The 19,224-nt window shown below is 46.5% G+C and carries 19 protein-coding genes and 1 tRNA gene; 16 read left to right on the forward strand and 4 right to left on the reverse strand.

What is annotated here, in order from left to right; all coding sequences use genetic code 11:
- Positions 1-387 precede the first annotated feature (387 nt).
- From ACESTD_RS15235 to ACESTD_RS15265, 7 genes are all read left to right on the forward strand, one after another.
- The gene (locus ACESTD_RS15235) at positions 388-834 is read left to right on the forward strand and encodes a hypothetical protein (RefSeq protein ID WP_005828652.1); all 447 of its coding nucleotides are present in this window, start codon (positions 388-390) and stop codon (positions 832-834) included.
- Positions 835-1,033: 199 nt separating this feature from the next.
- Positions 1,034-1,846 (forward strand): MotA/TolQ/ExbB proton channel family protein, encoded by an 813-nt coding sequence (locus ACESTD_RS15240; protein WP_005828650.1) that lies wholly within the window; start codon positions 1,034-1,036, stop codon positions 1,844-1,846.
- Between the two features lie 93 nt (positions 1,847-1,939).
- Positions 1,940-2,545: a biopolymer transporter ExbD gene (locus ACESTD_RS15245; protein ID WP_005828648.1), complete on the forward strand. Its 606-nt coding sequence runs from the start codon at positions 1,940-1,942 to the stop codon at positions 2,543-2,545.
- Between the two features lie 39 nt (positions 2,546-2,584).
- On the forward strand, positions 2,585-3,235 hold the full coding sequence (locus ACESTD_RS15250; protein WP_005828642.1) for a biopolymer transporter ExbD: 651 nt from the start codon (positions 2,585-2,587) through the stop codon (positions 3,233-3,235).
- 28 nt (positions 3,236-3,263) lie between these two features.
- The gene (locus tag ACESTD_RS15255) at positions 3,264-4,079 is read left to right on the forward strand and encodes an energy transducer TonB (protein ID WP_005828639.1); all 816 of its coding nucleotides are present in this window, start codon (positions 3,264-3,266) and stop codon (positions 4,077-4,079) included.
- Between the two features lie 11 nt (positions 4,080-4,090).
- On the forward strand, positions 4,091-5,041 hold the full coding sequence (locus tag ACESTD_RS15260; protein WP_005828635.1) for a PstS family phosphate ABC transporter substrate-binding protein: 951 nt from the start codon (positions 4,091-4,093) through the stop codon (positions 5,039-5,041).
- Between the two features lie 5 nt (positions 5,042-5,046).
- Entirely contained in the window at positions 5,047-6,492 is a 1,446-nt protein-coding gene (locus ACESTD_RS15265; RefSeq protein WP_009037282.1) for a lipopolysaccharide assembly protein LapB, read from the forward strand.
- A gap of 47 nt (positions 6,493-6,539) precedes the next feature.
- Here the strand turns inward: ACESTD_RS15265 and ACESTD_RS15270 are convergent, their stop codons facing one another.
- Positions 6,540-7,463, reverse strand: a complete 924-nt coding sequence (locus ACESTD_RS15270; protein ID WP_061411363.1) for an AraC family transcriptional regulator — start codon at positions 7,461-7,463, stop codon at positions 6,540-6,542.
- Positions 7,464-7,709: 246 nt separating this feature from the next.
- On the opposite strand from ACESTD_RS15270, the gene ACESTD_RS15275 reads away from it, so the two are divergent.
- From ACESTD_RS15275 to ACESTD_RS15295, 5 genes are read left to right on the forward strand one after another with little or no spacing between them, the layout of a single operon-like run.
- Positions 7,710-8,561 (forward strand): ATP-binding cassette domain-containing protein, encoded by an 852-nt coding sequence (locus ACESTD_RS15275; protein WP_005828621.1) that lies wholly within the window; start codon positions 7,710-7,712, stop codon positions 8,559-8,561.
- Positions 8,561-9,391: a hypothetical protein gene (locus tag ACESTD_RS15280; protein ID WP_061411361.1), complete on the forward strand. Its 831-nt coding sequence runs from the start codon at positions 8,561-8,563 to the stop codon at positions 9,389-9,391. Before ACESTD_RS15275 ends, ACESTD_RS15280 begins: the two co-directional genes overlap by 1 nt.
- 2 nt (positions 9,392-9,393) lie before the next feature.
- Positions 9,394-9,762 carry a GntR family transcriptional regulator gene (locus tag ACESTD_RS15285; RefSeq protein WP_005828614.1) on the forward strand — a complete coding sequence of 123 codons (369 nt, stop codon included), beginning with the start codon at positions 9,394-9,396 and terminating at the stop codon, positions 9,760-9,762.
- Between the two features lie 12 nt (positions 9,763-9,774).
- Positions 9,775-10,608: a hypothetical protein gene (locus tag ACESTD_RS15290; protein WP_373158993.1), complete on the forward strand. Its 834-nt coding sequence runs from the start codon at positions 9,775-9,777 to the stop codon at positions 10,606-10,608.
- A 52-nt stretch (positions 10,609-10,660) separates the two neighbouring features.
- Positions 10,661-11,971, forward strand: a complete 1,311-nt coding sequence (locus ACESTD_RS15295) for an anaerobic C4-dicarboxylate transporter family protein (RefSeq protein WP_005828611.1) — start codon at positions 10,661-10,663, stop codon at positions 11,969-11,971.
- 552 nt (positions 11,972-12,523) lie between these two features.
- Here ACESTD_RS15295 and ACESTD_RS15300 read toward each other — a convergent pair.
- A tRNA-Met gene (locus ACESTD_RS15300) sits at positions 12,524-12,596 on the reverse strand.
- A 238-nt stretch (positions 12,597-12,834) separates the two neighbouring features.
- On the opposite strand from ACESTD_RS15300, the gene ACESTD_RS15305 reads away from it, so the two are divergent.
- The 4 genes from ACESTD_RS15305 (at position 12,835) to ACESTD_RS15320 (ending at position 17,515) form a co-directional block, all read left to right on the forward strand.
- Entirely contained in the window at positions 12,835-13,419 is a 585-nt protein-coding gene (locus ACESTD_RS15305) for a TetR/AcrR family transcriptional regulator (protein ID WP_272195864.1), read from the forward strand.
- Between the two features lie 31 nt (positions 13,420-13,450).
- Positions 13,451-14,197: a 3-oxoacyl-[acyl-carrier-protein] reductase gene (fabG, locus tag ACESTD_RS15310; RefSeq protein WP_005828602.1), complete on the forward strand. Its 747-nt coding sequence runs from the start codon at positions 13,451-13,453 to the stop codon at positions 14,195-14,197.
- A 92-nt stretch (positions 14,198-14,289) separates the two neighbouring features.
- Positions 14,290-14,961: an RluA family pseudouridine synthase gene (locus ACESTD_RS15315; protein ID WP_005828600.1), complete on the forward strand. Its 672-nt coding sequence runs from the start codon at positions 14,290-14,292 to the stop codon at positions 14,959-14,961.
- A 10-nt stretch (positions 14,962-14,971) separates the two neighbouring features.
- Complete coding sequence (locus ACESTD_RS15320) at positions 14,972-17,515, forward strand: prolyl oligopeptidase family serine peptidase (RefSeq protein ID WP_373158992.1); 2,544 nt, start codon at positions 14,972-14,974, stop codon at positions 17,513-17,515.
- A gap of 88 nt (positions 17,516-17,603) precedes the next feature.
- Here the strand turns inward: ACESTD_RS15320 and ACESTD_RS15325 are convergent, their stop codons facing one another.
- Together ACESTD_RS15325 and ACESTD_RS15330 are read right to left on the reverse strand one after the other, a co-directional pair.
- The gene (locus ACESTD_RS15325; protein ID WP_005828596.1) at positions 17,604-17,786 is read right to left on the reverse strand and encodes a hypothetical protein; all 183 of its coding nucleotides are present in this window, start codon (positions 17,784-17,786) and stop codon (positions 17,604-17,606) included.
- Between the two features lie 308 nt (positions 17,787-18,094).
- Entirely contained in the window at positions 18,095-19,198 is a 1,104-nt protein-coding gene (locus tag ACESTD_RS15330) for a BACON domain-containing protein (RefSeq protein ID WP_373158991.1), read from the reverse strand.
- Positions 19,199-19,224 lie beyond the last annotated feature (26 nt).

A 19,224-nucleotide genomic window follows, 5' to 3' on the forward strand; every position in this document is an offset into this window, starting at 1 on the left:
GGGAGAGTAGGTAGTCGCCGTTTTCAGAAGAAGCCTCCGTGTCTGATAAGGATACGGAGGCTTTGTTCGTTTTATATACCTCTCCTCTAACATTCCGTTTCTACCGCTAATCACTATACCTTATTATATATAATTATTCATCGTATATTCATCAGATTAATTCCCGAATTAAGGTGCTAAATGAATGATTAAAAACTTTTAAATCAGTATTTTATATCCTATTTCCACTTTCGTATTTCATATATTCTTCGTACCTTTACAGTGTATTAAAAGGTATAGTAAATCCTTTAATCAGTGAACAATTTAATCTTTTTACAAAAGAAAGTAACATAGCTGTAAAACAAATAAGAGAGACATCTGTTATTTATTGTAGAATCATTAGACGACATGAAAACAACTGTAAAGACATTCTGGATATGCATGCTACTGATGTTGACTTGCAGCATTAGCGGTAAAGCCATTGACCTGGTGCAGGTGGATGACAGAATGGCCGGAACTGCTGAAGTTTCCGCTTCTTTATCTTCATGTTCTTCTACTTCCGACAATAGTATTGACAAGAAGAATTCATTGTTCACGAATACCAAGTTCGCATGGACTACGGATGTCGAACTGGGAAACAAACCGGTTTCCGAAACTTACTCTTCTCATCAACAGCGTTTGCGCAGGGTGATTGAAGACAATCTTTTCCTCAGAAACATTCTTTTGATGTTATCCAACCACGAGAATCTACTCGTGCAAGGCCGCTCTAAATTATACTACTCAGATAAAGACCCGTACTATGCATTGACGGGCAGTGATTACTATATTTATACGCTTCGGCGGATTTTGATTTAGCCAACTTTTCTTCTTATTGATTTCCCCCTTTTTCTCCTTATTGTCTTGAAGAGACTGAAGGCAGGTGACCTTTAGTGTACATATATGTTAGTTAAGGTTGCAAGGATGATTACGCCCTGTCGGTTCGTAAGCGGGAAGTCGTATCCCTATGCTTTATTTTCAAAACTCTATTTAAATACCAACAATTAAACTTTTCATCATGGAAACTACTCAAAAAAAAGCAGCCTCTTTTAAAGGCATCAGATCCGCCGGTTGGGTAATCGTAATCTGTTTTATCATCGCCGTGCTTATTTTTCACTTTGTGTTGGGAAATCCCTCCAACTTTATGAACAACGACCCGAACAACCATCCGTTGCCGGGTAACTTCCTCGGTACCATCTATAAAGGTGGATTCATTGTTCCTGTAATTCAAACGCTTTTGCTGACTGTCATCGCACTGAGTATTGAACGTTATATTGCCATTGGCGCTGCCTTTGGTAAGGGGTCATTGGTGAAATTCGTAGCTAACATCAAAGCAGCCTTGGCTGAAGGTGATATGAAGAAGGCACAACAAATCTGCGATTCACAACGTGGTTCTGTAGCCAATGTGGTAAATGCCACTTTGAAGAAGTATGCCGAGATGGAGAATGACACAGAGCTGTCCAAAGACCAGAAACTGCTTGCCATCCAGAAGGAATTGGAAGAAGCCACTGCGCTGGAACTGCCGATGATGGAGCAGAATCTTCCTATTATTGGTACCATCACGACTTTAGGTACATTGATGGGATTGCTCGGTACAGTTATCGGTATGATCCGTTCATTTGCCGCCCTTGCAGCCGGAGGTTCAGCCGACTCCATGGCTCTGTCGCAAGGTATTTCTGAGGCTTTGATTAATACTGCCTTCGGTATCTTGACCGGTGCATTGGCCGTTATCTCCTACAACTATTATACAAACAAGATTGACAAGTTGACTTACAGCCTCGATGAGGTTGGTTTCTCCATCGTGCAGACTTTTGCAGCTACCCATAAATAGTTGACTGCTGATAGTTGGAGCTGCGCTGTGACGTAGGCTTCTATTATCTATTCAACGAATGAATTCTCAATTTTAATTTTCAATGAAACGATTATGGGCAGAGCGAAAATAAAAAAGAAAAGTACGTTCATCGATATGACGGCGATGAGTGACGTAACTGTACTGCTGCTGACCTTCTTCATGCTGACTTCTACGTTCGTGAAGAAAGAGCCGGTACAAGTAACGACTCCCGCCTCTGTATCCGAGATTAAGATTCCGGAGACAAATGTACTCCAGATATTGGTCGATCCGAGCGGAAAAGTATTTATGAGTCTGGACAAGCAGTCCGACTTGCGCGAAGTGCTGGAAGCTATGGGGCAGGAGTATGGAGTGACTTTCACTCCGGAGGAAACTAAAAAATTCATGCTGGCGTCTACCTTTGGTGTGCCGATGAAGAGTATGAAGAAATACCTCGACTTGCCGCAAGACCAGCAAGATGCTGTATTGAAGAATGAGGGGATACCGACAGACAGTATTGACAATCAGTTCAAGGCCTGGGTACGCAACGCCCGTGCAGTGAACAGTGATTTGCGCATTGCCATCAAGGCAGATGCCAATACTCCTTATTCCGTAATAAAAAATGTGATGAACTCACTTCAGGACCTCAGAGAGAACCGGTACAACCTGATTACTTCTCTGAAGACCACAAGTGAGGAGTGACAAGCTACGAGTTACAAGTAGAACAAGAAAGGAAACATTATGGCTGAAATACAAGAAAGCGGCAACAAGAAAGGTGGAAAAAGCAAGCAGAAGAAAATGACTGTCAGGGTGGACTTTACACCTATGGTGGACATGAACATGTTGCTGATTACCTTCTTTATGCTTTGTACCTCACTGAGCAAACCTCAGACCATGGAGATAAGCATGCCGAGCAATGACAAGACCATCACCGAGGAGCAGCAGACCAAAGTCAAGGCTTCCCAAGCCATCACGCTGTTGCTGGGGGATGACAACAAGTTGTATTATTACGAAGGGGAACCTAACTACAAGGACTATACTTCACTGAAGGAAACTACCTATCAGGCGGATGGTCTGCGGGCAATGCTTCTGCAACGTAATAGAGTTGCTGTGAACGAGGTGAACAGACTGAAGCAGCAGAAACTGGATCTTAAGATATCAGAGGATGACTACCGGAAACAGCTTTCCGAGATAAAAAGCGGAAAGGATACGCCGACAGTCATCATCAAGGCTACCGATAAGTCTTCGTACAAGAATCTGATTGATGCTCTCGATGAAATGCAGATATGTAATATAGGTAAGTATGTGATAACGGATATTGCCGAAGCCGACGAGTTCTTGATGAAGAACTACGAAAGCAAGGGCGAATTGTCCCAGAACATTGCTGAATGATGTGTAACACCCAAAGAAAGGAAAGAATATGGCTAAAGTAGATTTAAGCTCCCAAGCATGGTGTGACCTCGTGTTCAGTGGTAAGAACAAAGCATATGGAGCCTATAAGATGCGTGAGACCTCTCCCAGACGGCACAACATTGCCGTGATACTGGTAATTGTAATTGCATTGATAGGTTTCAGTATCCCTACGCTGATAAAGATGGCTACCCCCAAACAGAAAGAGGTGATGACCGAAGTGACTACCCTTTCGCAGCTGGAAGAACCGGAAGTGAAGCAGGAAGAGATGAAGCGGATAGAGCCCGTGGCCCCACCGCCGCCTGCATTGAAAAGCTCCATTAAGTTTACCGCTCCCGTCATCAAAAAGGATGAGGAAGTGAGGGACGAGGATGAAATAAAAAGCCAGACAGAACTGACGGAAACGAAAGTTGCCATCTCCATTGCCGACGTGAAAGGTAATGACGAGGAACACGGCAAGGACATCGCCGACTTGAAACAAGTGGTGACGCAGGCCGAACCGGAACCTGAAAAGGTTTTCGATATGGTAGAGCAGATGCCCCAGTTCCCCGGTGGTCAGGCCGAGATGATGCAGTTCATCAGCAAGAATATGAAGTATCCGACCATTGCCCAGGAAAACGGTACGCAAGGGCGTGTAACCTGCCAGTTTGTGGTAGGTGCCGACGGCAAGGTGCGTGATGTGAAAGTGCTGAGAGGTGTAGACCCCTATCTGGATAAAGAAGCTGTCCGTGTGATTATGTCCATGCCCAAATGGATTCCCGGCAAGCAGAATGGTAAGGCCGTATCGGTGAAATATACGATACCGGTGATGTTTAGATTACAATAAGTGTGTGTGTTATGAAAACGGTGAAACAACTTCAGCTTTCAGGCTTGCTGGTGCTGCTGACTCTGCTGTCTGCCTGCCAAAGCAAGCCCAAGGACGGACAAACGGATACGTATACCTCCGGTGTGATTGCAATTGCTGCGGACGAAAGTTTCCAGCCTATTGTGCAGGAAGAAATTGACGTGTTCGAAGGACTGTTCCCCTTGGCAGGAATTGTGCCCCGTTATGTGACGGAAGTCGATGCCGTCAACCTCTTGCTCAAGGACAGTCTGCGGTTGGCAATAACCAGTCGCAGACTGACTCCCGAAGAGATGAATTCCTTCAATAGCCGGAAGTTTTTTCCGCAGGAGATAAAGATTGCTACGGACGGGCTGGCATTGATAACCCATCTTGGCAATCCAGATTCATTGATTAGTGTGAAGGACATCCGCCGCATCCTGACGGGTGATGCGAAGCAGTGGAAAGATATCTATCCGGCTTCCCGTCTGGGGGATATCAGTCTTGTGTTTGACAACAAGAACTCCAGTACCGTACGTTTTGCTGTCGATTCCATCTGTAAGGGTGTACCGCTTTCCAGTCAGTTGAAAGCGTTGAAAACCAATAGGGAGGTGATTGACTACGTGGCCCGCACGCCTGATGCCATCGGTATTATCGGCGTGAACTGGCTGAGCGACCGGAATGACAGTACGGGGCTCTCTTTCAGTAAAGAGGTGCGGCTGATGTCCGTCAGTGCTGCTGACAAGGCCATGCCGGACAACAGTTACAAACCCTATCAGGCGTATTTGTATTACGGTGATTATCCGTTGGCACGCAGCATCTATGCCTTGTTGAATGATCCGCGGAGCGCACTTCCGTGGGGATTTGCCTCTTTCCTCGCTTCCGACCGGGGACAGCGGATTATATTGAAGTCGGGATTGGTCCCCGCCACCCAACCGGTGCGCGTGGTGAACGTCAAGGATGAATAACTAAAATGAATGCTAACATGAAACGTAGATTTGTATTTTGTTTGGGAGCGATGCTGTTTGCAGGTACGCTCGCCGCACAAACGCCGGTGCCCGAATGGCAGGCGGGGGTGGATAAAGTAAAAAGTCTGATAAAGACGAATCCGGAGCAGGCTTCCGACGCAGCCGGAGAACTGCTGAAGGGCAAGAACAAGAAAAATGTGGAGCTTGTGACTTCCGTGGCCCGTGCCTATCTGGATGTAGGACAGCTGAAAGAGGCGGAAACCTATCTGGAGATGGCAAGAAAGGCCGACAACAAGGCTCCGGCAGTTTCTGTACTCGAGGGTGACATCGCTTTTGCCCGGAAAGATATCGGAAAGGCATGCCAGCTTTATGAGCAAGCCATCTATTTTGATTCGAATTATAAGGATGCGTATCTGAAATATGCGCAGGCATACAAGTCTGCCAGTCCTTCGCAGGCCATAGAGAAGCTGAACCAGCTGAAGGCCATAGCTCCGGATTGCCTGGAAGCAGACAAGGAGCTGGCGGAAGTGTATTATGCCACCAACCGTTTTGGCAAGGCTGCCGACACCTATGCCAAGTTCATCGATACTCCCGTGGCTACGGAAGATGACATCCTGAAATATGCTTTTGCACTATTCCTGAACCACGACTTCGAGAAATCCTTGGCGGTGGCGCAGAAAGGTTTGCAGAAGAATGCCCGCCATGCCGCATTCAACCGGCTTGTGATGTACAACAATGTCGACCTCAAGCGTTATGACGAGGCAGAGAAGGCTGCCGATGCTTTCTTCAATGCTTCGGATAATGCCGATTATTCATGCTTGGATTACCGCTATCACGGTGCTCTGTTGAGTGCTCTGAAGAAATATGACCAGGCCATTGAGGAATATGGTAAGGCATTGGAGAAGGATGAGAGTCAGGTGGATTTGTGGCGTGAGATTGCCGATGCTTATGAATTGAAAAACGACTATACCCAAGCCATTGCTGCTTATAAAAAGTACTATGACTCGCTGGCACAAGATAAAAAGACGTCCGAAAACTTATTCCAGTTAGGGCGTCTGTACTACGGAGAGGGTACGTCCTCGGACACTCTCTCCGTTCAGTCTGCCGACCGCATGGCGGCATTGCAGGCTGCCGACTCTGTGTTCGCACTTGTTGCCGAACAAGCTCCCGACAGTTATTTGGGAGATATGTGGCGCGCCCGTACACACTCTGCCATGGACCCCGAAACTACAGAGGGATTGGCGAAACCTTATTACGAGAAGGTGGTGGACGTACTGCTTGCCAAAAACGAACCGAGGTACAACTCTGCATTGATAGAGTGTTACAGTTATCTGGGCTACTACTATCTGTTGAAGAGTGACTATGCTACTTCGAAAGAGTACTGGAATAAAATTCTGGCTATCGACCCCACCAATGCCACAGCAAACAAGGCATTGGACGGCATCAAATAGCAATAATTTTAGTTGTTTGTCGTGTCGGGAGGAGTGGAGAGTGATTCTTAGCTCCTCCTTTTTTGTTGCAGGGTCCCCCTTGGAGGCAGTGATTGCTTGCGGTAGTCCGTGGGTGAAGTGCCTAAGTGTGTCTTCACATACTTCCCGAAAAAGGAGATGTTGGGGAAATCCTGATGCTCGGAAATCTCCTTGATAGACTTATTGGAATACTTCAGAAAATATTTGATGTCTTCGACCACATAATCGTTTATCCACTCGAAGGCTGTCTTTCCGCTGACCTTTTTGCAGACGGTGGAAAGATATTTGGGAGTAACACACAGCTTACCCGCATAATAGGAAATAGAACGTTTTTTCACCTCGGTGCAGGCCAGCAGGTCGAGGAATCTCTTGAATAGAATGTTGCTCCGCTTCACCATTTGGCTTTCGGGAGGGGTGCTCAACTGGTTTAAATCTGCCAGCAGCTCATACAGCATGGTGCGTATCAGCGACCTGATGACTTCTTTGTAGTAGGGCTGCTCCGCTTGTTTCATTCGGGCACGTATCACCTTATAGTATAAATCGAACAGTTGCACTCTGTCCTTGTCAATGCGTACTACCGGATTCTGGCTGATATAGAAAGCCTTGTTCCATATGTCACTACTTTTATGAAGGTACTTCTGTGTAATCTGGGTCGACAGACAGAACATGGCGCCCTTGAAGTCGGAACTGGTTGTGCAATTGCTCAGAATCATATTGGGCATACAAATCAGCATCTCACCGGGGTAGATAGCATATTTTGGGGTATTGATGTTTATCTGCAGTCTTCCTTTTACACAGACCACATAGATGTTTGCATTCAACTTGAAATACTTGTTGAAAAGCAAGTTCTTGAAATCTCCAAGTATAGCAATATCGTTGTCGGTATAGTCCGTACTTGTATATTCTGCTATATTGTATGTGTTAAGTTGGTAAATCTTTTCTTCGTTTTTCATATTCATGTCTTTAGCTCCTTTGCAAATGTAAAGCAAGTGGCAGGAAATATAGAGTCCTAAATGGATACAGAAGTGTCCTAATCTTCTTGCGTGTGAGGCTAATTTCGAACCAAAGAATAGAATTGTCCCTTTTTCTGAGCATTTTTTTTCTTGAAACGCTTGTCGTATTGAAAAGAATGTCTACTTTTGTGGTGTACTATTATGCTAATACACATAAACAATAAGATATTTAATTCATCCAAGCGTATGTTACAAGTAGAAAACATTTCATTTAGTTATCGCAAGGGGCGGAAAGAAGTCCTGAGCGATTTTTCACTTTCGCTGGAAGCCGGCCGGGTTTACGGTCTGTTGGGTAAGAACGGAGCCGGCAAGTCTACGTTGCTCTATCTGATGAGCGGTTTGTTGGCTCCCAAACGTGGGAGAGTGATGTATCATGATACCGACATGCGCCGCCGGTTGCCCGTCACGTTGCAGGACATGTTTCTGGTACCCGAGGAGTTCGAGCTGCCTCCTATTTCCTTGGTCAGCTATATTGAACTGAACAGTAAGTTCTATCCCCGTTTCAGCAAGGAAGACATGGTGAAGTACCTACATTTCTTCGAGATGGATATGGATGCTGATTTGGGAGCCTTGTCCATGGGGCAGAAAAAGAAAATCTTCATGAGTTTTGCGCTGGCCACCAATACTTCCCTGCTGCTGATGGATGAGCCTACCAATGGACTGGATATTCCGGGAAAGAGCCAGTTCCGCAAATTTCTGGCTTCGGGTATGTCGGACGACAAGACGATTGTCATTTCCACCCATCAGGTGCGTGACATTGACAAAGTACTGGACCATGTGCTGATTATGGACAACAGCCGCGTATTGCTGGACGAATCCACTGCCAGCATTTGCAGTAAGCTGTTCTTCTTGGAGAGTGACGACCGGGAGTTGGCTGCGACTGCCTTGTACACGCTTCCCTCCGTACAAGGCAATTTCTTGATGCTGCCCAATACGGAAGGTGAGGAATCGGAGATTAATCTTGAACTGCTGTTTGGCGCCGTACTTGCAGAGCCTGGGAAGATAGCGGAAATGTTTCACACTAAAACAAATGAATAATGATACGCGATACCTTTTTTAGTTTGCATCGCTTTGTGAACGTATGCCGCAAAGAGATGGTGGAGAATTGGAAGACCTATATACTCCGCTCGGTGATGGTCTACGGAATGTTGGTCATAGTCTTTGTCTGGAATGGATACTATCAGTATCACAATCTGGAAGCGGGAGCTGTGGGCATGGACCCTATCTGGGAGTTTGAGTCCAGATTCTTTCTTTGGGGACTTGTCATTTGGGGATGCATTAGCGCCTCGTTTGCCATGGAAAGGATGAAAAGCAAGACGAGTCGTACCGTTGTGCTCATGACACCTGCCACCATGTTCGAGAAATTCTTTGCCCGCTGGCTGGTGGCTACCTGCGGCTTTATCTTGGTCTTTCTGATAGCTTTCAAGCTGGCGGACTTGACAAGAGTCGTCTTCTATCTTCTGGCCTACCCGGAGCTGCATGTCGTTCACTCCTTTCCGTTGTGGGAATTCTGCTGTAACACGAACCGTTTCTATGAGACGATAGGAAGCGGACCGGCTGTGGTGGGTATATTCCTGAGCTGCTACTTTTTCCTACAGTCTTTCTTCCTGCTGGGCAGTACGGTCTGGCCCAAAAATGCACTTATCAAGACTTTTGCGGCCGGTGTCTGCATCTTCGTTTCATATATCCTGATAGCTGTATTGTGTCTGGAAACCATTCTACCCAATAATTTTTTTATGACCGAGCCTTATATCAACAGGGAAGCATCGAGTGACTGGCTGATTTTTATAACTTCGTTTTTCGCCCTTTTCAACTGGGTGCTTGCCTATTTCCGTTTCAAGGAGTCCGAAATCATTAATCGCTGGTAACTATGAACTTTAAGGAAAGTAAAGCCATCTACCTGCAAATAGCAGACCGCATTTGCGACGAGGTACTTCTCGGGCAATATCAGGAGGAAGAACGTATTCCTTCGGTACGGGAATATGCGGCTGTGGTAGAGGTCAACGCCAATACGGTGATGCGTTCGTACGACTACTTGCAGACGCAAGGAGTGATTTACAACAAGCGGGGTATCGGCTATTTTGTGTCGGTAGGTGCACGTAAGCTGATTCTTTCGTTGAGGAAAGAGTATTTTCTGAAGGAGGAAGTGGATTATTTCTTCAAGCAGATTTTCACGTTGGGCATCTCTGCCGAGGAGTTGTCCGGGATGTATCAGGAGTTTATCAAGAAACAAAAATAAAAGAAGACAGTTATGAAACGAACGACTTATATAATGATAGGAATGCTGGTTACCGGTGTGGCAATGGTATGCGGACTCATGTTCTATGTGGTGGACCGCAATGTCACTCAGAAAGATAATTTTATGGAAATCGGTGGAGAACGGAAAACGGTGCAGCTGCCCTCGTGCAGGGTGTTGAAGCTGACACAGCCTCCGGTGGTGTGGAAACAGAAAAAAGAAGGTATTGTGGAGGCGGAGCGTATGTTCTCGTTCGGGGAAGTGCCGTTGGAGGTAACTGCCGGAGACTCTTTGCAGCAGGGCAGTTTCTCCTATGCAGGGGATATGGAGGCTTTTATGTCGATGACTTCCGTTGGCGATACCCTGCTCGTCACCTTTGACTTTCCGGAGGATAAGCTGGAACAGCATCTTCAGAATGACATTTGGATAAGGGTTCGTTCGGAAGGGATGGAATTGCGGTTGCCTGCGGAGGTACAAGCGGTTGTGGTAGATGTGGAAGATATGGAAGCCAATTTCTACGGACTCCGTTGCGATACGCTCTCTTTCCGCACGCGATACCTTGCCCGGCTGGAAGATTGCCATGTCACTGCGCTTGCGGCGCAGGCGCAGAGCTTGCATCTCAACAGCGGCACAGTGCGCAACCTTTATCTGAATCTGGACGAGATAGCCGACTGGGATGTCAATACCGGTTCCTTCCATATCGATACGGAGCATCTGTCCGGCAGTCGCTATCATCGTTGTCTTTTGCAGAAGAATGAATGCCGCCGGGTGTTCTGGACACCGTTAAAGGATGATACCTCTTTGAGTATGGAGTTAAAACAAGCAGTTAAAATAGAAGTAGGTGAGTAGCCATAATACGAAATGACTTATCTTTGCACATGAATCAAAAAGTGTAGAGTATATGGCCTTGCAATTGGCATTCGTATTGGTAGCTATCATTATAGGCGCCCGCTTGGGCGGCATTGGACTAGGTGTAATGGGAGGGATAGGTCTGGCAATTCTGACGTTTGGTTTCGGATTGCAGCCTACATCACCTCCCATTGACGTTATGTTGATGATAGCCGCCGTCATTTCCGCCGCATCCTGCATGCAGGCGGCTGGCGGACTGGATTATATGGTAAAGCTGGCAGAACGGTTGTTGCGGAAGAATCCTTCGCAGGTCACCATCTTGAGCCCTATTGTGACCTATTTGTTTACTTTTGTTGCCGGCACGGGACATGTGGCATATTCGGTGCTTCCCGTGATTGCCGAGGTTGCCACGGAGACCAAGATTCGTCCCGAGAGGCCACTGGGCATTGCGGTGATTGCTTCGCAGCAGGCTATTACGGCAAGTCCCATTTCGGCTGCCACCGTCGCACTGCTTGGGTTGCTGGCGGGATTTGATGTCACCCTGTTCGATATTCTGAAAATAACGATTCCTGCTACCATTATCGGGGTACTTGTGGGCGCCTTGTTCTCCATGAAGGTGGGCAAGGAGCTGGCAGACGACCCGGAGTACAGAAAGAGGTTGACCGAAGGCTATCTTGATGTCAAGAAGGTGGAGATAAAGGATATACACAATAAACGGCATGCCGTCTTGTCTGTGCTTATCTTTATCCTTGCCACTGTTTTTATCGTGTTCTTTGGTTCGTTCGACAGTTTGCGTCCTGCCTTCGTGATAGACGGCGAGACGGTGAGACTCGGCATGTCCGCCATTATCGAAATCGTGATGCTCTCTGCCGCCGCCCTCATCTTGCTGCTGACTCGCACCGACGGCATGAAGGCAACGCAAGGCTCCGTCTTCCCGGCAGGCATGCAGGCGGTGATTGCCATATTCGGCATTGCCTGGATGGGAGATACTTTTCTTCAGGGAAACATGCTTCAGTTGACCCAGTCCGTCGAGGGAGTGGTGAGGCAAATGCCGTGGCTGTTCGGGATAGCCTTGTTTGCCATGTCGATTCTGCTTTATAGCCAGGCCGCCACTGTGCGCGCACTGATGCCTTTGGGCATCGCTTTGGGCATTTCGCCTATGATACTGGTTGCTCTGTTCCCGGCCGTAAACGGTTACTTCTTTATTCCCAACTATCCCACCGTAGTAGCAGCCATTAATTTCGACCGTACCGGAACTACCCGTATCGGCAAGTATGTGCTGAACCACTCGTTCATGCTTCCCGGACTTGTTTCGACTGGCGTTGCCATCGGGCTGGGGTTGCTTTTCATCAGGATATTCTAAGGGAAACCGCTGCTTTCAATCCGTTGTATATAGGGCTTTGTTTACTTGTGTATAGGGGAGTGTTCCCTTTTACTCATTGCCTTATCAGCGCCTAATGGTCGTGCGGCGATCTGCTGACGGCTGTTAAGCGGGTTGTTGATGGCCGTTAGGCGATTGCATCATGGCCGTTGCATACTGTTGATTCCTTATGTCCGACGTAATAAATACCTTCATTCTCTGAATAAAGCACAGAGGAAAACAGTATTGAAGTCTTGGCTTTGTGTGGCTGTACGCATTTGTTCTGATTGCATTTGAAGGGGGAGGAGATGGAATTAATACCGTGTTTGCAGGATATTGATTTCGTCAGGTACGATATAAATAAGATGTGATGCAAGAAATTAATAACTTGTGTTACTCCATGTTATCTTCTTGTGGTGTCAGTATTTCTGTTTGTGAAACGGTGTGGAAGCAATTTGCACAAACATTATTTGCGCAAACATTTTTTTCTGTCCTTGATGGGAATTAAAAAAATGAGGATAAAACGGTTTATAAAACCTTTTATCCTCATTGTAGTTGCGGAGATCCGACTCGAACGAATGACCTTTGGGTTATGAGCCCAACGAGCTACCAACTGCTCCACTCCGCGATGTTATTGTTTTGTGGGTGCAAAGGTACGGCTTTTTATTTAATATGCAAATAAAATGCATGATATTTTTGAGGTTAAGTGGATTTTAATGAGTAATATGTTGATAAATAGAACGATAATAAGCCTACTTTTTTTCTTCCTTTTTAGGGCTGTTCATTAATAAAATGAATGTTTTCTTGTAAGATATGCGGAAATGTCTTACTTTTGCTCAAATAATAAAGCAATGTGCAATTAATCTATGACCGTATCGAAGACAAAAGCTAAATTAGTGGACGTTGCCCGTCAGCTGTTTGCAAAGATGGGCGTTGAGAATACCACGATGAATGATATTGCCCTCGCTTCGAAGAAAGGTAGGAGAACGCTCTATACCTATTTTAAGAGCAAGGAAGATATCTACTTGGCTGTTGTCGAGTCGGAGCTGGATATTCTTTCGGATATGATGAAGCACGTGGTAGAGAAAGATATTCAGCCGGACGAGAAACTGATGGAAATGATTTACACTCATCTGGATGCGGTAAAAGAGGTTGTCTTTCGGAATGGTACTCTTCGTGCCAATTTCTTTCGGGATATTTGGAGAGTGGAGAAAGTGCGCAAACGTTTCGATGCTACAGAGATCCAACTTTTCAAGGAGGTTCTGCGTGAAGGTATGGAAAAGGGTGTTTTCCAGATAGATGACTTGGATATGACTGCCGAGATTGTGCATTACAGTGTCAAAGGTATTGAAACACCTTATATCCGCGGCCATATAGGGGCCAATCTGGACGATGCGGTACGCGATACTTACGTGACCCGTCTGGTACTTGGTGCATTGGGAAAGAAGTAAGAATACATTTTATAAATAATTTTAAAATAATATGGGATTATTAGATGGAAAAACAGCCATTGTGACAGGTGCTGCACGCGGCATCGGCAAGGCTATCGCTTTGAAGTTCGCTCAAGAAGGAGCAAATATTGCATTCACTGACTTGGTGATTGATGAAAATGCCGAGGCTACGGCAAAAGAATTGGAAGCTTTGGGAGTAAAGGCAAAAGCTTATGCCTCCAATGCAGCAAACTTTGAAGACACTGCCAATGTAGTGGCAGAAATCCATAAGGACTTTGGACGTATTGATATTCTGGTAAACAATGCCGGTATCACACGTGACGGTCTGATGATGCGTATGAGCGAACAGCAATGGGATATGGTTATCAATGTCAACCTGAAATCGGCATTTAACTTTATCCATGCCTGCACACCCATCATGATGCGCCAGAAGGCGGGTAGCATTATCAATATGGCATCTGTGGTAGGTGTTCACGGCAATGCCGGCCAGGCCAACTATTCTGCTTCCAAAGCCGGTATGATTGCTTTGGCCAAGTCTATCGCTCAGGAGCTGGGTTCTCGTGGAATCCGTGCCAATGCCATTGCTCCGGGCTTCATCATGACAGCCATGACCGACGCCTTGTCTGAAGAGGTGAAGGCTGAATGGTGCAAGAAGATTCCTTTGCGTCGTGGCGGCACACCCGAAGACGTGGCAAATATCGCTACTTTCCTGGCTTCTGATATGTCTTCTTATGTATCCGGTCAGGTTATTCAGGTAGATGGTGGGATGAATATGTAATTTAATGATTAATGATTAGTGATTAATGTTTAATGAGAAGTTGGGTGTTAGTCATTAATCATTAATCACTAATCATTAAACATTAACAACCGATGACTGTCGTATACGAAGACAATCATATCATTATAGTCAACAAGACCGCTTCCGAGATAGTTCAGGGAGACAAAACGGGTGATACACCGCTTTCGGAAACTGTAAAGCAGTACCTGAAAGAGAAGTACAGCAAGCCTGGAAATGTCTTTATCGGTGTCGCCCACCGGCTGGACCGCCCCGTGAGCGGTCTTGTTGTTTTTGCCAAGACCAGTAAGGCACTGTCGCGTCTGAACGAGATGTTCAAGAATAGCGAGGTGAAGAAGACTTACTGGGCAGTAGTGAAGAACTTACCCCGCGAGGAAGAGGGGGAATTGGTGAACTATCTGGTGCGAAATGAGAAACAGAACAAGAGTTATGCATACGACAAGGAGGTGCCGGGCAGCAAGAAAGCGATTTTGCATTACCGGCTCATCGGGCGGTCGCAGAACTATTATCTGTTGGAAATAGATTTGAAAACCGGACGCCATCACCAGATACGTTGTCAGTTGGCAAAGATGGGCTGTCCCATCAAGGGAGATTTGAAGTATGGTTCGCCCCGCTCCAATCCCGACGGCAGCATCTGTCTGCATGCGCGGTATATCCGTTTTGTGCATCCGGTGTCCAAAGAACTGATAGAAGTGGAGGCGCCCGTTCCTCCCGGAAATTTATGGAATGGTTTTGAAACGATTTAATCTTACAGTAATGAAGAAAATCACAGTTTTGTCGGGTTTGCTGCTCCTTGCGGGATTGGCTGCCCAAGCTCAGGAAAGAGTTGCTGAGTATAACGTGCGTCCGGCCGTTACGGTGCGCACTCCCCTCCAGGGCGATAGTATCAACTTCAAGGGAGACAAGTTTACTACCGGCAATCTTCTGAAGACGAAGGTCAGTCTCGACTTCGACGGAGGTCGGTACGAACGTATGGTTGCTGATACGGCTGGATATGTAACTGTGGCAAAGGCGGACAAGGACAATCTGTTCTATCTGTTTGCTACCAATCTGCGTGCGGAGCGTTTCATGAAGGGCAAGCTGAATGTATATTCTCCTGCCCGTTTTGAGGTGTTTGTAAACGGTGAATCCAAGCAAGTCAAGGAGACAGCGGAGGACAGCTTGTCGCAGGTCCGTCCTACGGCTGTCAGTTTGCGTATGGACCCCGAAGCGGATTATGAGATTGTCATCAAGTTGCTTTCAAGCGCGGACGACAAGATGCAGCCGATGCTGAAATGCGAATTTGAAAAGGAAAAGGAAAAGGACTTTGCCGATGTAGCCTGCCGGATGGCACCGGACATGAAGAGACGTTTCTCTTTGTTCAACACCAATTTCGGCTCCCGAGCGAGCAGGGTTTCTCTTTCGCCCAACGGCAAGTATCTGCTGACCCGCTATTCGGACAATTACGACGTGAAGCGTTCCAGGACCCGTTGTGAGCTGACCGAGGTAAAGACCGGCCGGGTGATATTGCCCAATGCCAATGAAAAGATGAACTGGATGCCCAACAGCAACAAGCTCTATTATACGGTTATGGGCGAGGAGCAGAATGACCTGGTTGTGTTCGATCCCGCCACGATGCGTGAGGAAGTGCTGCTGAAGAATGTTCCCGAAGGATATTTCAGCTGGTCTCCTACAGAAGACTATCTTATCTATATGCTCACGGACGAGGGCGAAAAGGTGAGTGGCCCGTTGAAACGTCTCTTGCATCCGGACGACCGTATCCCCAATTCTCGTGACCGCTATTATCTCATGAAATACGATGTGGCGACGGGACTTTCCGAGCGCCTGACCTACGGTAGTCACAACGTCTATCTGAATGATATTTCCCCGGATGGCAAGAAACTGTTGTGCAGCACTTCCAAGCCGGACATCACTCGATGCCCTTTCTCCCTCTCTTCTCTTTTCGAGATTGATTTGACCACCTTGCAGGCAGATACGCTGGTCGCCTGGGATGCTTATCTGGGAAGTGCTTCTTACTCTCCGGACGGGAAGCAGCTTCTGGTGACGGGCAGTCCGTCTGCTTTCGGAGGCATTGGCAAGAATTGCGGTGAACATCCCATAGCCAATGACTTTGATACCCAAGCATTCATTATGGATTTGGCTACAAAGAAAGTGCAGGCTATCACGCGCGATTTCAATCCTACGGTGTCTCCCGTGCAGTGGAACCGTGTGGACGGATGTATCTATTTCGATACGACTGATGGGGATTGCAGGCATATCTACCGTTATGTTCCGAAGACGGGCGGCTTTGAAATGCTTCCGCTTGAAGAAGATGTGATTACTTCCTTCACGCTGGCCAATGACAATCCGGTTGTGGCTGCCTATGTGGGTGGAGGAAACACCAGTACGGGCGTAGCCTATACGTACGACACGAAGAAAAAAGTTTCTACCCTGCTTGCCAACCCCATGAAGCCCGTCCTCGACAAGATTGAGCTGGGACAGATGGAAGAGTGGAACTTTACAGCTTCGGACGGTACGGAGATAAAGGGAATGATTTGCCTTCCGCCGTCTTTCGACCCGAGCAAGAAGTATCCGCTTATCGTGTACTATTATGGAGGAACGACTCCTACGACTCGCGGTATAACTTCCCCGTACTGTGCACAGTTGTTTGCGTCACGTGACTATGTGGTTTATGTTATCCAGCCCAGTGGTGCCATCGGGTACGGCCAGGAGTTCTCTGCACGCCATGTCAATGCATGGGGTGAGCGTACGGCCGATGAGATCATTGACGGTACGAAGAAATTCTGTGCAGCCCATCCGTTTGTCAACGATAAACGTATCGGATGCCTGGGTGCCTCTTATGGAGGATTCATGACGATGTATCTGCAGACTAAGACGGACATGTTTGCTGCCGCTGCCTCGCATGCTGGCATCAGCAATGTAACGAGCTATTGGGGCGAGGGTTATTGGGGATATTCCTATAACTCTGTTGCGGCAGCCGATAGCTATCCTTGGAATAATCCCGATTTGTTTACGAAGCATGGAGCATTGTTCAATGCGGACAAGATTAATACCCCTCTGTTGTTGCTGCATGGCACGGTAGATACAAACGTGCCTATCGGTGAAAGTATCCAGTTGTATAATGCGCTGAAGATATTGGGTAAGCCGGTGGAATTTATTACCGTAGATGGTGAAAACCATTTTGTACTTGATTATGCAAAACGTGAATTGTGGCACAATTCAATCATGGCTTGGTTTGCCCGTTGGCTGCAGGATAGTCCGGCATGGTGGAATGACCTTTATCCGGAAAGACATTGGTGATGTTTTAATTAACAATTGATAATTAAAAAAAGCCGTTTCCCAGAATAGACAAGGAGGAAACGGCTTTTTTGTTGTAGTGTGCTTACTGTTATTGGGCCACTTTTGCTGTGTCTTGGACGTTCTCGGCTTTCTGCAAAGTATCCGTTACCACAGTGTCGTTAGACAAGGTTGTTGTCTTACTCGGCTGTTCTACCGGAGCCTTAGCTTGAGCCAAGAACGTTCCGCCACAAACAAACATAAACAGGGCTGCTACTAATACTAATTTTTTCATAATTCATTTGCTTTTAGGTTGGTATATCTTATTGTTAAGTCTAAGTGCTTGCTTGTTGTAGCGCTTGTTGCTTACGTCTAATATAGGTCAAATGGTGTGCCAGAAAGAGTGTGTGTTGGATAATGTTCTGATAGTTAGTGATATATGTTTCTGTGCAAAGTGTGGCATAGTGTGGAAAAGTGTGGAATGTGTGGAGGGGAGTGTGGAATAATTCTACACCCTTTTGATTCTTGTAACCGAAAAGAGAGGAGAATAGCGGTATTACCGACTTATATCCTCCTCTCTCTTCCAGAGACTTTTTAATAGAATCAGTCTTTGTTCATAGTAAAGAAATAGAATGCATCAGTGAAGCCTTCATTGTTGGCTCCATTGATTGTTGAACCTTCCTTAAAGAGAGATAATTGGAAGGCTATTTGCGTGTAGTTTTTCCATTCGCCGGTGTCTATCATGTTCATAGAGAGATTGGAAGTAGCTTCATTCCACTCAATGGAGAAAACTATTTCATATTTGGCCAGATAACTTGTGGCAATCAGTCCGCTTTTGCCCTGGGCTACAGTGATAGCGCGCATCTCATGAAGGTTCCCGCTTTCATCGACTATCATGTCGACAAAGGTTGTATTCCCGATTTTCATGATACGCTTGTTCTCGTCGTATACCAATGGAACCTTTACACCTTTTATACGGCTCAAATCCTCAAAGTAATAGAGGGCAGGATTGTCATCATCGCGGGTTAGTCGTACACCGCTTTGTACACATTCCTCACGCTCTTTGGCATTTGTACCGATAGGCCGTTCATATTTGGCTGTATAGGTTCCAGTGTAACCGTGAGGGCCTAATTGTACAAATGTATACTTTTTGTCTCCCAGTACTGATTTGAAAGTGATGCTCCCGCTGCGTAGCTCACCGGTATTCTGCCCTATGGATACGGTGTAGATATCATCCTTCAATTCTCCGTTCATCCAGGAGGGGGCACTGAAGTCGGTATCATATTCACAACTGATTTTGGCAGGTATCTGTACCTCGTTGGCTTCGGCAGGGACAAAATAGAGTTTCTCGCCTTGCAGTCCCCAAATGATGCCTGCCTGGTGGACGGTGACTTGAGCTTTCTTTACGCCATCGCTAAGGGTGATAAGGGCACTTCTGCCTTCACGGGCAATCAAGGACTCGACATGAACGGTTACTATATTTCCTGATATACTGGTGGTACACCATTCCTCGCTTGAAGTGGCATTCAGAATACGGTCGGTTTTCACTTCAATGACGCCTTGGGAGGCTTCGGCAGAGAAGTTCACATCGGATTTTACTATTTCCAGTTTTTGGGAGCTTGTCAGTTCTGAATAATCCTCTTCACTGCAGCCGGTTGCTAGTGTGAGGAGTCCAGCAAGCAACCATAATAGATGTATTTTTTTCATTATTGTTCAATTTCTATGGTTAATAC

Origin of the sequence: Bacteroides sp. AR20 (genome assembly GCF_964250605.1) — a bacterium.
GTDB lineage: Bacteria > Bacteroidota > Bacteroidia > Bacteroidales > Bacteroidaceae > Bacteroides > Bacteroides uniformis.